This is a genomic window from Leisingera sp. ABM4_060 (assembly GCF_056158765.1).
In genome coordinates, this window is record NZ_JBSWTX010000001.1 from 2479224 (window position 1) to 2493029 (window position 13806).

The 13806-nt window shown below is 62.8% G+C and carries 16 protein-coding genes; 10 read left to right on the forward strand and 6 right to left on the reverse strand.

Features of this window, described 5'->3' with window-relative positions:
• Positions 1-52: 52 nt before the first annotated feature.
• Positions 53-454 (reverse strand): DUF4864 domain-containing protein, encoded by a 402-nt coding sequence (locus ACXAEH_RS11935; protein WP_475033027.1) that lies wholly within the window; start codon positions 452-454, stop codon positions 53-55.
• Positions 455-593: 139 nt separating this feature from the next.
• Positions 594-2237 carry a lysine--tRNA ligase gene (locus ACXAEH_RS11940; RefSeq protein WP_475033028.1) on the reverse strand — a complete coding sequence of 548 codons (1644 nt, stop codon included), beginning with the start codon at positions 2235-2237 and terminating at the stop codon, positions 594-596.
• Between the two features lie 237 nt (positions 2238-2474).
• Between ACXAEH_RS11940 and ACXAEH_RS11945 the strand changes: the two genes are divergently transcribed.
• Positions 2475-2897, forward strand: a complete 423-nt coding sequence (locus ACXAEH_RS11945) for a tellurite resistance TerB family protein (RefSeq protein ID WP_039132891.1) — start codon at positions 2475-2477, stop codon at positions 2895-2897.
• 262 nt (positions 2898-3159) lie between these two features.
• Positions 3160-3567, forward strand: a complete 408-nt coding sequence (locus ACXAEH_RS11950) for a DUF2513 domain-containing protein (protein WP_475033029.1) — start codon at positions 3160-3162, stop codon at positions 3565-3567.
• 52 nt (positions 3568-3619) lie between these two features.
• On the opposite strand, the gene ACXAEH_RS11955 is transcribed toward ACXAEH_RS11950, so the two are convergent.
• Complete coding sequence (locus tag ACXAEH_RS11955; RefSeq protein WP_475033031.1) at positions 3620-4531, reverse strand: PLP-dependent cysteine synthase family protein; 912 nt, start codon at positions 4529-4531, stop codon at positions 3620-3622.
• 114 nt (positions 4532-4645) lie between these two features.
• Here ACXAEH_RS11955 and ACXAEH_RS11960 point away from each other — a divergent pair, with 114 nt between their 5' ends.
• Complete coding sequence (locus tag ACXAEH_RS11960; RefSeq protein ID WP_475033033.1) at positions 4646-5041, forward strand: winged helix-turn-helix transcriptional regulator; 396 nt, start codon at positions 4646-4648, stop codon at positions 5039-5041.
• Here the strand turns inward: ACXAEH_RS11960 and dacB are convergent.
• Positions 5029-6513, reverse strand: coding sequence for a D-alanyl-D-alanine carboxypeptidase/D-alanyl-D-alanine endopeptidase (gene dacB / locus ACXAEH_RS11965; RefSeq protein WP_475033035.1), 1485 nt, complete (start codon positions 6511-6513; stop codon positions 5029-5031). The genes ACXAEH_RS11960 and dacB overlap by 13 nt on opposite strands.
• Positions 6514-6642: 129 nt before the next feature.
• On the opposite strand from dacB, the gene ACXAEH_RS11970 reads away from it, so the two are divergent.
• On the forward strand, positions 6643-7449 hold the full coding sequence (locus ACXAEH_RS11970) for a DMT family transporter (protein ID WP_475033037.1): 807 nt from the start codon (positions 6643-6645) through the stop codon (positions 7447-7449).
• On the opposite strand, the gene ACXAEH_RS11975 is transcribed toward ACXAEH_RS11970, so the two are convergent.
• Positions 7438-8043, reverse strand: a complete 606-nt coding sequence (locus tag ACXAEH_RS11975; RefSeq protein WP_475033038.1) for a nicotinate-nucleotide adenylyltransferase — start codon at positions 8041-8043, stop codon at positions 7438-7440. The genes ACXAEH_RS11970 and ACXAEH_RS11975 overlap by 12 nt on opposite strands.
• Positions 8044-8890: 847 nt before the next feature.
• Between ACXAEH_RS11975 and ettA the strand changes: the two genes are divergently transcribed.
• The 5 genes from ettA (at position 8891) to ACXAEH_RS12000 (ending at position 12800) form a co-directional block, all read left to right on the forward strand.
• A complete protein-coding gene (gene ettA / locus ACXAEH_RS11980) occupies positions 8891-10558 on the forward strand; it encodes an energy-dependent translational throttle protein EttA (RefSeq protein ID WP_475033039.1) in 1668 nt (555 codons plus the stop codon).
• Between the two features lie 4 nt (positions 10559-10562).
• Positions 10563-11141 (forward strand): hypothetical protein, encoded by a 579-nt coding sequence (locus ACXAEH_RS11985; protein ID WP_475033041.1) that lies wholly within the window; start codon positions 10563-10565, stop codon positions 11139-11141.
• Positions 11142-11654: 513 nt separating this feature from the next.
• Positions 11655-12026, forward strand: coding sequence for an eCIS core domain-containing protein (locus tag ACXAEH_RS11990; protein ID WP_475033042.1), 372 nt, complete (start codon positions 11655-11657; stop codon positions 12024-12026).
• Positions 12027-12160: 134 nt separating this feature from the next.
• Positions 12161-12382 carry a hypothetical protein gene (locus ACXAEH_RS11995; RefSeq protein WP_475033044.1) on the forward strand — a complete coding sequence of 74 codons (222 nt, stop codon included), beginning with the start codon at positions 12161-12163 and terminating at the stop codon, positions 12380-12382.
• Positions 12383-12548: 166 nt separating this feature from the next.
• Positions 12549-12800: a hypothetical protein gene (locus ACXAEH_RS12000; protein WP_475033046.1), complete on the forward strand. Its 252-nt coding sequence runs from the start codon at positions 12549-12551 to the stop codon at positions 12798-12800.
• A 42-nt stretch (positions 12801-12842) separates the two neighbouring features.
• On the opposite strand, the gene trxC is transcribed toward ACXAEH_RS12000, so the two are convergent.
• Positions 12843-13268 (reverse strand): thioredoxin TrxC, encoded by a 426-nt coding sequence (gene trxC / locus ACXAEH_RS12005; protein WP_475033048.1) that lies wholly within the window; start codon positions 13266-13268, stop codon positions 12843-12845.
• Positions 13269-13398: 130 nt separating this feature from the next.
• Here trxC and ACXAEH_RS12010 point away from each other — a divergent pair, with 130 nt between their 5' ends.
• On the forward strand, positions 13399-13782 hold the full coding sequence (locus ACXAEH_RS12010) for a hypothetical protein (RefSeq protein ID WP_475033049.1): 384 nt from the start codon (positions 13399-13401) through the stop codon (positions 13780-13782).
• The last annotated feature ends 24 nt before the right edge of the window (positions 13783-13806 follow it).

The following is a 13806-nucleotide window of genomic DNA, read 5'->3' on the forward strand; positions in this document are numbered from 1 at the left end:
GTTTACAGTTTCCGCGTTAACAACGCCCGAGGGGGGCGTACGCTGGGGCGGCTCAGGCGCTTTCGCCCTGCCCTTTCAGCAGCTGCACCGCGTTGATTTTCCAGTCGCTTTCAGGCTTAACCATCTGGTAATCCAGGAGGTGCACACGGCCCTGCGCGTCAGTGATCATCACCCGCTGCCACAGGCTGCCCGCCACCTCGCGCAGGGCAAGATAGCGCACCGCGGAGGGGCGCCAGACCATCGGATAGCCCTGCTGCACCATCTCGCCGAAACGTTCCGGCGAGCCGAACCTGTTGCGGATCAACGGGGAGGCATAGGTGAAGGCGGTTTCGAAGTCGTCCCGCTGGAAGGCGGCGATCTGGCTGCCGATCACCCCGGTGATTGGCGCCTTCTGTGCAAGTGCCGGAAGGGCCAGTACCAAAACACTCATGACTGCAAGCAGCAGCTTGCGCATCTGACCCCTCCAACACCCAGACCTCACAGGTAGCTCACGGTATGGTGAGGTCAATGCTTTGCTTCGGTGAGCCTTGAGCTGAACCGCAAAAGGGAGCGCAAGCGTTCCCTTTTAATTATGCCACTCGCATTTGGCCTGCTTACGCCAGCTCGCCCGCCAGCGCTTTTTCAATCAGCGCGATGGTGTCCTCAACGCCGTAAAGCGCGATGAAGCCGCCAAAACGCGGGCCTTGGGAGGCACCCAGCAGCACCTCATAGATCGCCGAGAACCAGGCGCGCAGCGGCTCGAACCCGTGGATCTTGCCGATGGCAAAGACCACGGATTGCAGGAATTCCTCATCCGCGAAATCGGCTTCGGGCAGCGGATCGTCGTTGCCTGCGATCTCATTCTTCTTGGCAATTGCGGCCAGCGCGGCATCGCCGGATTTCAGCGCTTCCGCCAGATCCTGCAGCGCCGCGCGCTCCTGATCGGTGGGCAGGCGGAAGGTCTTGGCGGGCTTCACGAAGTCGTTGAAATAGGCAACGGCAAAGCCCGCGGCCTGATCCATGCCCGGGTGCGTCTCCGGCGTCGCGTCGGGCGCGTATTTGTTGATGAAGCCCCACATGGTGGCCTTGTCCTCGGCGCTGGAAGCGGAGGCGAGGTTCAACAGCATCGAGAACGGCACCACCATATCCGACTGCGGCACGTCGCCTGCGTGGATGTGCCAGACCGGGTTGTTCAGCTGTGCCTTCAAGTCCTGCCCGTGATAGGCGCGCAGCTGCTGGTGGTATTCGTCCACCGCCTTGGGGATCACATCGAAATGCATCCGCTTGGCGGTTTTGGGCTTCTGGTACATGAAATAGGCCAGGCTCTCGGTCGAGGCATAGGTCAGCCATTCGTCGATCGAGATGCCGTTGCCGGAGGTTTTAGAGATCTTCTGGCCGTTGGCATCCAGGAACAGCTCATAGGTGAAATGCTCCGGCGCGCGGTGGCCCAGGACGCGGCAGATGCCGTCATAGATCGGCGTGTTGGTGGAGTGGTCCTTGCCGTACATCTCGAAATCGACTTCCAGCGCGGCCCAGCGGGCGCCGAAATCCGGCTTCCACTGCAGCTTCACGTTGCCGCCGGTGACCGGCAGAGTCCATTCCTTGCCGTCCTCGTCGTCGAAGGTGATTGTATAGGTCTCGGCGCAGACCTTCTTCATCGGAACGTACAGCACGCGGCCGGTTTCCGGGTGGATCGGCAGGAAGATCGAATAGGTCTGGCGGCGCTCTTCGCGCAGGGACTTCAGCATGATCGCCATGACGTCGTCATACTTTTCAACCGCGCGCTTCAGCACTTCGTCGAACTGGCCGGATTCATAGAAATCCTTGGCCGAGTAGAAATCATACTCGAACCCGAAGGTATCCAGGAACCGGCGCAGCATGGCGTTGTTGTGGTGGCCAAAGCTTTCGTGGGTGCCAAACGGGTCCGGCACCGAGGTGAGCGGCTTTTGCAGGTGCTCTTCCAGGCTTTCGGGATTGGGCACATTGCCCGGCACCTTGCGCATGCCGTCCAGATCATCCGAGAAGCAGATCAGCTTGGTCGGGATGTCGCTGATCACCTCGAAGGCTTTTTTGATCATGGTGGTGCGGGCCACCTCGCCAAAGGTGCCGATATGCGGCAGGCCGGAGGGGCCATAGCCGGTCTCGAACAGAACATAGCCCTTCTCCGGCGCGCCCTTGGCATAGCGTTTGAGCACCCGGCGGGCTTCTTCAAACGGCCAGGCTTTGCTCTTCAGAGCTTCTTCGCGCAGATCAGACATGATGTTCTCCAACGGCGTCTGTGGGTTCAGGAAGTGCCAGCGGCGCGCGGGCGCGCTCCGGCACGCCTCTCTATTGTGCCTGTGCAGCATGAGTCAATAATGCCGGCCCTTGCAGGACAGGGTTTTGCGGCGGGGCTTTTCGCAAAAATTGCCGCGGTGCCGCAGGCTGTTGTTGAAGTGCTGCGCGGGCGTACCTATCCTGATTGGGTCACACTATTGCAGATAAGGATTTCGTCCATGAGTGAGCAGACCCCGCACCCGATGACCCCGCAGGACTGCCTGGTGGCCCTGATGGTGGCGGTCTCGGCCTCGGACGAGAACATCCGCACCTCGGAGCTGGTCAAGATCCAGTCGGCGGTGAACATGCTGCCGGTCTTTGCCGACTATGACATCGACCGGGTCAGCCGCATTTCGCAGACCGTGCTGGACCTGTTCGAGCAGGAAGACGGGCTGGCCGCCCTGTTCGGCCTCATCCGCGGCGACCTGCCGGAACGGCTGTTCGAGACCGCCTATGCGCTGTCCTGCGACGTCGCCGCTGCCGACGGCATCCTTGGCGAGACCGAGCTCGAGTTCCTGGCCGAGGTCCGCTATGAGCTGAACATCGACCGCCTGCACGCCGCCGCCATCGAACGCGGCGCCCGCGCCCGCCACATGGTCTGAGCGGCTTGCCGGCAGTGCCGCAGGTTGGAAGGGACTCTGCCGCAGGTTGGAAGGGGGCTCTGCCCCCCGGCCTTGCGGCCTCCCCCCGGGATATTTCAAGCCAGAAGAAGATTGATCCCGGCGCTGTTCCGGCGCTTCGGAACTGAAGCTGTGCCTGCCGCCATATGAGCCTGGTGCATGGCGGCGTTGCACAACGCATACTTGCAGCTTCATTGACACACTCCCATTTGGCGCTAGTTCGCACCGTACCGGGAGTCGCGTCATGGCTGCATGGCAAAGGGACATCACTGAAATCCGCAGGCTGCTTCTTGCCATAGAAGCAGGCGAAGAGGCGTTTTGCACCCTGCCGCGCTCTGCGGCGGAGGCGATGATGCTGCCGCCCGAGGGCTGCCTGCCCGATGCCGGGGCCCGCAAGCTGGCCTATCACCTCAGCCTGCTGGAAAGCGCCGGATTTGCCCGGTTCAACCGGCTGGAGAACGGCAATTGGGTTGTGCGCGGGCTGACCTGGAGCGGCCATGAACTGCTGGACAACATCCGCCCCGATGACGTCTGGGCGGCGCTGCTGGAGCGGCACCGGGTGCTGGGCGGCTTCAGCATGGAGATCCTCAGCGACATGGCCAAAGAGCTGATGCGGGCCAAGGCCGTCGGCCTGGAGGACACGCTGGCCTGACCGCTGTCCGCCTGAGCACCGCCAGCCTGGCGGCGACCTGCCTGCGCCGCACTCAGCCGTGCAGCCCGCTGTTCAAATAGCGCAGCCCGGTGTCGATCACCACGGTCACAACCCGCTTGCCCGGCCCCAGCGCCCGCGCCCGCTGCAGCGCCGCCCAGATATTGGCGCCCGAGGTGATGCCGCCCAACAGCCCCTCGCGCTGCGCCAGCATCCGCGCCGCGGCAAAGGCGTCTTCATCCTTGACCGGCACCACCTCATCAATCAGGTCGCGGCGCAGGATCCTGGGCTGGAAAGAGAGGCCGATGCCCTCCAGCCGATGGGTGCCGCCGGTATCGCCGCCGGAAAGATTGCGCACATGGAAGGGTTCGATGGCGGTGATGCGGGTCTGCGGGTCGTGCTGCTTCAGCACCTCGGCATTGCCCGAGATGCAGCCGCCGCCGCCCGCCGCCATCACAAATTCATCCACCGGGCCGTCAAGCTGCGCCAGGATTTCCTGCGCCATACCGTGATAACCGCGCTTGTTATCCATGTTGTTGACCTGATCGGTCCAGAACACCCCCGGCTCCGCCGCCAGCTCTTTGGCGCGGGCAATGGTGCGGTCGATCACGCTGGCGGTCAGGATGCCGCCCTCGGCGTGGATGATCTCCACCTCGGCGCCATAGGCGCGCATGGTTTGCAGCTTTTCCCCGGAAAACGCATTGGAGGAGACAAAATGCGCCTGGTAGCCGCGGGCGGCGCAGACCATCGCCAGCGAGCTGCCGGTGCTGCCGCCGGTGTATTCGACCACCCGGCCGCCGGGTTTCAGATCGCCGCGGCGCTCGGCCGCCTCAATCATCGACAGCGCCATCCGGTCCTTCATGCTGCCGGTGGGGTTGGCGCCTTCCCATTTCACCCAGACCTCGGCGCTGTCCGGTCCGGCCAGGCGGGCAAGCCGGACCAATGGCGTGTTTCCAATCGCTTGCATGCTGATGCCTCCTCTGCGCACGACTCACTTTAAATTTGCAAGTCACTTTGCAACAGTGGCTTTCATTTTGAAAGTGTCTTATGCTGGCAAGGAAGGATTTCCCTGGAGCCCCGCATGACCCAGCCGCAAACCGCCTATCGCTCACGCTGCTCGATTGCCCGTACGCTGGACGTGCTGGGAGACAAATGGACGCTTCTGGTGGTGCGCGACCTGATGTGGCACGGCAAGCATACCTTTCAGCAGTTGCAGGCCAGCGAGGAGCATATCGCCGCCAACCTGCTGTCAGAACGGCTGAAACGGCTGATGGCGCTGGGGCTGGTCTCCAAGGAGGCCTATCAGGACCGCCCGGTCCGCTACCGGTATACGCTGACGGAACAGGGCCGCAGCCTGGAGCCGGTGCTGCTGCAGATCATGGGCTGGGGGCACGCGCATCTGGGCGGCGGGCTGTATGATCCGCAAACCGGTGAAACGGTGGCAGAGGCAGAGGCAGAGGCCGCTCAGCTGCCGTAGACGGCGCCCCAGCGTTCAATCAGCTGCTGCTGCAGCTGCTTGGCGCGGCGGTTCCAGCCGCGGGCCCCCTTGGGGCGTTCCCGCTGGGCGCGCGGGATGCGGGCGCGGGCCTTCTGGTCGGCGGTGAAGATGGCAAAGGCCAGCTCAGTGCCGTCGGCGGCGGTCATGAAACCGCCCAGGCCGGAGACAAAATTCAGCGTGCCGGTCTTGGCCGCAACCCTGATCGGGTGGCCCTTGAGGATCCGGCCCTTGGCATCGCGCATCGGGAAGCGTTTCAGCAGCGGTTTCAGATGGCCGGCCTTGTAAGCCGCCACCAATGCCCCGGTCAGATCGCCGGGCGTCATCCGCGAGGCATCGCCAAGGCCTGAGTGGTCCACCAGCCGGGTGCCGGACATGCCGTATTTTCCGGCCGCCCAGCGGCTCATCTCTGCCGCAGAGGCTTTCAGCGAGGCAGGCCGCCCGGCGCGTTTGGCGGTGGCGGCCATGCCGATCATCTCCGCCATCAGGTTGTTGGAGTATTTCAGCATCGCCTTCAGCATCACATCCATCGGCGGGCTGTGATGCTGCGCCAGCAGCTGCGCCTGCGGCAGCGTCTTGGCGGTTTTGGCCTTGGGCAGGGCAATGCCGTTGGAGCGCGCCAGGGTGCGGAACACATCGCCGGCATAAGCGCCCGGATTGCGCACCGGCAGCCAGCGCGCGCCGCCCTTGCCCAGCGCCTTGGAGGCGACGGTCCACTGATCCACCCCGCCCTTTTCCGTATAGGTGTAGACCGGCACCGCGCGGGATTGGATCTGCATCCGGGCGGTGGCAACCTCGGGACGGTATTTCTCGGTGCGCGCATCCATGGTGATGGCCCAGCCGCTGGAGGCCCGCTTCCATTCGAAATGCACACGGTTGAAATTCAGCGCGATGCCGCTGATTGCCGGAGAATAGCCGACGTGGTCAGGCTGGCCCGGGTCAATTGTCCTGATCGCTGGCAGCGCCCCGTCCCAGACCAGGAACCGCCCCCGCACCTCGCGCACACCCGCCGTCTTCAGAGCCTTGGCAAGCAGCGCCAGATGGTCGGTGTTCAGCATCGGATCACCGCCGCCGGCCAGGATCAGATCGCCCTGAACCACACCGCCCGACACGCTGCCGGTGGCCAGGATACGGGTTTCGAACCGGTGATCCGCCCCCAGCACGTCCAGCGCATAAAGCGCGGTCAGCGCCTTGGCGACGCTGGCAGGCGGCAAGGCCTCGGCACCGCCCGAGGATTCCAGCACCTGGCCGGTTTTCACATCCGCCACCGCGCAGACCGCATGGCCGGGCAATCTGGCCCGTGCCAGCAATGCCTTCAGCCCGTCGGCGCCTGCCGCCAGCGAGCTGACCTGGCGCGCTACGGGGCGCAGGGAAACGGCCGGGGCATTGGCCAATGCAGAGGAGCCCGCCAATGCGGCAAGCCCGGATGTCAGGAAAAACCGGCGTGAGATCATGTTTTCTTTGTAGGCCCAGACGCTGCTCTTCTTCAATCCCCGGCGCCCGGCAATCCGCCGTGACATCCGGGCTTTTGCGCCCCGGGAAACCCTGCTACCGCTGGCGCCATGTTGCAGGCAGTACTCCTCATGTTCGCGGCCATGTCAATGATCCCCGCGGGCGATCTGTGCGGCAAGCTGCTCACCGGCAGCGGCCTGGCGGCGCCCGCCTTTGTCGCCTGGTCGCGGTTCGCCATCGGCACCCTGCTGATCCTGCCCTTTGTGCCGCGCCGGGCCTATGCACTGCTGCGCGATCCGCGGCTGTGGCTGCGGGCCGGGCTGCTGACCGGCGGCATCTTCTCGATCCAGTTCGCGCTGGTGACCGAGCCGCTGGCCAATGTCTTTGCCGCCTTCTTCATCGGCCCCATCGTGAGCTACGTGCTGTCCGTGCTGCTGTTGCGCGAACAGGCGACCTGGCTGCGCAGCCTGTTGATGGCCATGGGGTTCCTTGGGGTGCTGATCGTGGTGCGCCCGGGCCTCGGCGGCTCCGTCAACCTCATGTGGGCGCTGCTGGCGGGCTGTTTCTACGGCGCCTTCCTGACCAGCTCGCGCTGGCTGGCGCATGTGGGCTCACCGCTGGAGCTGAGCCTGACGCAATTGCTGCTGAGCGCGGTGCTGATGCTGCCGCTGGGCCTTTCCAGCCTGCCCGCGTTCACCCCCGCCACCGCCGCGCTGACGGTGGGCAGTGCTGCGTTTTCGATGACCGGCAACCTCCTTTTGCTGTTTGCCTATGCCCGCGTGCAGGCGGTGAAGCTGGCGCCGATGGTCTATTTCCAGCTGGTCGCCGCGGTGGGGCTGGGCTGGGCGGTGTTCAGCGACCTGCCCGATCTCTGGACCTGGGCCGGGCTGGCGGTGGTGTTGTCGGCGGGGCTGGCCTCGGCAGCCTTACGCCGCTGACCACTCGCCGCGGGCGCGGATCTCGGTTGAGCTCACATCCACCATCGGCACGTTGACAAAGCACCAGGCCGGGCTTTCGGCCTGTGCCAGCAGACGGCTTTCGCAGCCTTTCCGCATGGCGTGCCTATAGATCGTCGCCGCAGGCGAAAACCGCGCCGAGATCCGGTCGTTCGGGCGGGCCAGGACGCCCACCGGCACCGTGTCCAGGATCTGCCGCCAGTCCTTCCAGCGGTGGAAATGGGTGAGGTTGTCGGCCCCCATCAGCCAGACAAAACGCACGCCGGGATGGCGGCGGCGCAGATGGCGCAGGGTCTGGGCGGTGTAGCGGGTGCCAAGGTCGGCTTCGATGCCGCTGATTTGGATGCGCGGATGCCGGATCAGTTTTTCGCAGGCCGCGATCCGCCGCCCCAGCGGTGCCGGCTGGCGGGATTTCAGCGGATTGCCCGGCGACACCAGCAGCACCAGATGATCCAGCCCGAAGGCCGTGAGCGCAGCTCGCGCAATCGCCGCATGCCCCCGGTGCGGCGGATCAAATGATCCGCCGAGCAGCCCGACGCTCTGGCCCGGACGGATATGCGGCAGCTTGCAAACCATGAAGGCCTTGATGCGCATAATTTGCGGGCGGGATCAATCACATGTTGAGCGGCGCCTTCACGCAACAGAGGGCCGTGCACGGAACAGTTGGAATTGCGTTGCTTTGCAAACTGCAAGCTCATTAGCTTCGTTCAAGGGAACCTTGGCAGAGCTACCTAGTTTATCCAACAATGTTCATCAAAGTACGCCAGTACTTCCGGAAGCCCGTTCAAGCTGATTTTTCGTTCCCCAAGCGAGGACGTTATATGAACAACTGCCTGTGGATCGCGGGACAAGGCTGATAACATCGCCCTGACAATTTTTGCATCATCAGATTTCCGTTTGGGCAATAGACGGTGCGGACCAGGTTTCTTGTTTTGAATGTATGCGAATAATTTGCCCCCAACACTCAGCTGGGCAGGGAACCTTCTGGGAAGATCTGACCCAAGACCAACCATCGGCGTTATGGCATTGCGGTACTTCGACCCCCAAAGCAACAGGGACACCGACGCTTCCCGGGAATTGCAATCCGGCTGATCGCAGCGGAGTGCCTGGCAGGAAAGGCCATCCCAGTCTGTCTTTGCCTCAATAACGGACCACCCCTTGATGACCGTTTGGTTCTTAATCTCCAGCGCACTGGCGAAGGAAGACAGCGACAAGGAAGCGAGCAATGCGCACATAACGGCCGAAGATCTCAAATCTATTCCTTTCAATTCCAGTCGGCTCGTTTGCGAACCGTAGCGCCCGCTGAAAGGCCTGCCAAGCCAAGCACACAGCGGCGCTCAGCAAGGTAACCTTTGAATTGCCCCGCCGCCGCCCATCCGCTATCACTCCCGCCAGCAAATTCCCCCCTTAACGGAGCGAGCACATGGCCTCCTACCAGTACGTCTACCACATGCAGGGTGTCTCCAAGACCTACCCGGGTGGCAAGAAATGCTTTGAAAACATCCACCTCTCCTTCCTGCCCGGCGTGAAGATCGGTGTGGTCGGCGTCAACGGCGCCGGTAAGTCGACGCTGATGAAAATCATGGCAGGCCTGGACGCGGATTTCACCGGCGAGGCCTGGGCGGCTGAAGGCGCCAAAGTCGGCTACCTGCCGCAGGAGCCGCAGCTGGACGAGAGCCTGAGCGTGCGCGAAAACGTCATGCTGGGCGTCAAGGCGAAGAAGGACAAGGTCGACCGCTTCAACCAGATCGCGGTGGAGATGGCCGAGAACTACACCGATGAGCTGATGGCCGAAATGACCGAGCTGCAGGACGCCATCGACGCCGAAAACCTGTGGGATCTGGACAGCCAGGTCGACGTCTCGATGGAGGCGCTGCGCTGCCCGCCGGATGATGCGCCGATCAAGGATCTGTCGGGCGGTGAACGCCGCCGGGTGGCCCTGTGCAAGCTGCTCTTGGAAGCGCCTGACATGCTGCTGCTCGATGAGCCGACCAACCACCTGGACGCTGAGACCATCGCCTGGCTGCAGCAGCATCTGATTGATTACAAAGGCACTATCCTCTGTGTCACCCACAACCGCTACTTCCTGGATGATATTACGGGTTGGATCCTGGAGCTCGACCGCGGCCGCGGCATTCCTTATGAGGGCAACTATTCCTCCTGGCTGGAGCAGAAAGCCAAGCGCCTGGAGCAGGAAGCCCGCGAGGACAAGGCCAAGCAGAAGACGCTGGAGCGCGAGCTGGAATGGATGCGCCAGGGCCAGAAGGCGCGACAGGCGAAATCCAAGGCCCGTATTGCCGCCTATAACGAGATGGCCTCGCAGTCCGAACGCGAAAAGGTTGGCCGTGCGCAGATCGTGATCCCGAACGGCCCGCGTCTGGGTTCGAAGGTGATCGAAGTGAACGGCCTTGCCAAACACTATGGCGACAAGCAGCTGATCGAGGGCTTGGAATTCTCGCTGCCGCCCGGCGGCATTGTCGGCGTGATCGGCCCCAACGGCGCCGGTAAGTCGACCCTGTTCAAGATGCTGACCGGCCAGGAGCAGCCCGACGAGGGCTCGGTGGAATACGGCGACACCGTGAAGCTGTCCTATGTCGACCAGTCGCGCGACGATCTGAACGACAACGACACCGTGTGGGAAGCGATCTCCGGCGGCGCCGAGCTGATCGAGCTGGGCGACGCGCAGGTCAATTCCCGCGCCTATTGCTCCTCCTTCAACTTCAAGGGCGGCGACCAGCAGAAGAAACTGTCGCTGCTGTCGGGCGGTGAGCGCAACCGGGTCCACATGGCGCGGCTGCTGAAAGAGGGCGGCAACGTGCTGCTGCTCGACGAACCGACCAACGACCTGGACGTGGAGACCCTGCGGGCGCTGGAAGACGCGCTTGTCGATTTCGCCGGCTGCGCCGTGGTGATCTCGCACGACCGTTTCTTCCTCGACCGGATCTGCACCCATATCCTGGCCTTTGAGGGCGACGCCCATGTGGAGTGGTTCGAGGGCAACTTCGAGGACTACGAAGAGGACAAGAAACGCCGCCTGGGCCCGGACGCGCTGGAGCCCAAGCGCCTGAAGCACAAGAAGTTTGTGCGGTGACGCAATGAATTTCGGGGGATATGAGAGTCGAGAAGAGCTGCTAAAATCAGTAAACCACGACAATCAGTCCCTCGATACGCTCATTGCTATGGCAAATATTGGACATGCCTTTAGCGCAATTTCCATTTTCGAAGACTTGGTTGCAGCAATCATCGCTACTTCAAAAACGGAAATATCTCTGAAGCTTGATCTAGATGAAGCCAGCGCAGCTGAGCTTTTCATTGCCAGAAACGATGTCATAAGGCGCTCACCGCTCGGCGGGCTGATGAAAGCTTTGCGAAAAAGCGGGATCGAAGGACGTGACATTTCATACCTGAATGCCATCGTCGATCTACGCAACGATTTCATACACCGTTTTATGCACCAAGTACCTTTACCGGGAGACTGGGAGCGCTACGGCTATAGCTTAGAGCAGTTTGCAGAATACACGACCTACGTAATCAAACACATTTGGTTCGCTAATAGCTCCTTCTCAAGAATCATGCACAGGCATGGCCTGGTGAAGGGTAGCTTCGGCAGCTATGGCGCTTTGCTGTACCATCCTGACTTTTCGTTTGAAGACGATTCTGAGGAACACGCGTAACATTCGCAACCCAGGTAGGTATCTGAAGGCATTTTTGAATTCCCAACTCACTCAACACAAGGCCCGCGCCTGACCTTGGGAGGGCGCGGATGCGCCTTCCCGTGGGGAAGGTCAGGCGCGGGCCGTGCGGCTAACGCCTCACGTCCCAGGGGCATCCTGCCAGCGCTGCTCTATGATTTGCACGGTTGGGTGCGAAGGGCTCCGCCCGTCCACACTTCAAACCGTCCCCCTGACGGTTTGCCGCTTCGCGGACCAGTGTGAACTCCCGGGGGGAAGGTCAGGCGCGGGCCGTGCGGCTAACGCCCCACGTCCAAAGTGAAATCCCGCCTGCGCTGCGTTTTTTGATTTGCATCGCTGGCTGCGCGGGGCTCCGCCCGTCCGAACCTCAAACGCTCCCCCGGAGCGTTTGCCGCTGCGCGGACCGGTCCGAACTCGCCTTTCCGCCAGCCTGCGCTACCCTCACCACAGGCGCCCCGCGCCTTGTGTTGGTTAAAGCGTTGGAAAGGATCTCCCATGGCTCTGAAACCGGAAGAGGTGAAGGCGGAGGTCGAGGCGACCAAAGGCCGGAAGGCCAAGCGCAAGAAGCTCAAGACCGCACCGGAAGGCACCACGGAGAAGAAACTGCCCGGCGATCTGCGCAAGGGGCTGGAGGCGCATTTCGGCAGCAGCCTGGGCAAGGTGCGGGTGCATATGGGCGGCAATGCCAAGGAGGTTTGCAAGGAGCTGAAGGCGCGCGCCTTTACCATGGGCAACCATGTCTATGTGTCGCGGCCCGCCTTTGCCAAAGATTCCAAACTACTGGCCCATGAACTGGCGCATGTGCTGCAGCAGGGCAAAGGCAAGATGCCCAAGGCCAAGGAAGGCGTGGCGCTGATTTCCAAATAGCGCAGGCACATTTTCCGCGGCAGATACGCTCAATCGCCACAATCTTAACCTTATTATAACAAACTTAGCCGGAAGATGAGGTTGATAAACACAACCGCAAGCAGGTTAACTGGGTGCAGCAGATCGGAGGCGTCATGGCTTGGGCAGGACTTATTCTGGGAATGATTGCGGGGTTTTTCGCGGCGGTGCTGGGCTATACGGCAGCAGGCCTGCCGCTGTGGGCCTGCCTGCTGATCTATCCCGCCACAGGCTCTGCCGTGACCGTTCTGACGACCGCAGCCCTGGCGTGGCGCGGCCTGGCTCAGGAGCGCAATGCCTGCCTGCATCCGGCGGACCGCACACCGGCCACGGTCTGAACCGGCCCCGCAGCCGCACCGTGCGGCAGCAGGAAATACCACTTTTGGCACAAATGTATTGTGGCGGCTCTCGCAAAAGAGTGAATACCCTCACCCTTTGCATAGTTGCCTTACAGCCCCCGCCGCTTACCTTGTTACTGGGATTGAATAGCGGGGGAAACGCAACATGGCTTGGGTAAGCGCAGTGTGCGGTGCATTGGGCGGCCTTATACTGGCTGTTGCTGCCGGCGTTCTTGGCGGCTGGCCGGTCTGGCTGATTCTGCTGCTGTATCCCATTACTGCTGCCACGCTGATGCTGATTGTGCTGGCCGTCCTGTACTGGCGGCGCAGCCAAAGCCGCTTGGATGGCAAACGCTCCGGCGGCCAGAGCCGTGCAGCCTCCGCAATGCCGCGGAACCTGGGGGCTGATCTCTTCTGATCCGCGGCAGGCCATTCCTTCCCGACGCATGAAGTCCTGCGCTCAGCCGCGCAGCCAGCTGACAATCTGCCCCTGGCGCAAGGCGCCGGACTGGCGCTTCTTTTCCTTGCCGCGTTCAAAGGCCACCAGCGTGGGGATGCCGCGGATGCGGTACCGGGCGCCGGTGGACTGATGGTCCTGGGTGTTGAGTTTGACCAGCCGCGCCTTGCCGCCAAGCGCTTTGGCGGCCTTGGAAAATTCCGGCGCCATTGCGCGGCAGGGGCCGCACCAGGGCGCCCAGAAATCCGCCACCAGCGGCAGGTCGTCATTCTGCACCGCCTTCTGCAAAGTGGCCGGGTCCACGTCCACCGGTTTGCCTGGCATCAGCGCCGCGCTGCAAGAGCCGCATTTCGGGCCCTTGGCCAGTTTTTCCTCCGGCACCCGGTTCAACTGGGCGCAGGTCAGGCAGGTCAGGGTCTTGGCGCCCATGGCAGCTCCTCCGGTTTCAGTTCTGCCCTGATAGCGGCAGCAGCGGCGGCTCCGCAAGGCAGCCCCCCGCGCCTTCACAAAGCTGTCACCAGGGCTGGCAGCGGCGGAGTATGGTTTCAATATCAATCTTATGAAACAGATACTCCGCCTCCTGCCGCCGCTGGCCGCCGTTCTGATCGCTGCAGAACTGGCGCATGTCCTGAACCTCACCGCCGGCCTGGGCGCGCATCCCTGGTGGGCCGGAAAGGTGATCTGGCTGGGCGCCTTGCCCGGCCTGGCGCTGGCGCTTGCGGCCTGGCATCTGCGGATGCCGCGCTGGCTGGCAGCGGCAGGTTTTGCCGGGTTTGCAGGTGGTGCCTACGCCGTGGCCAGCGTCGGCAAGTCCCGGTTCGCGGCGTCATATGCCGAGGATCTGCTGGCCGGACAGTTCTGGTATTTCGGCTGGATTGCCGTCTGCATCCTGGCGGCGGCCGCGCTTGCAACAGTTGCCCGGCCTTCTGCGCAAACCCGTTGACCGGATTCGCCCGCCGCCGGAAGA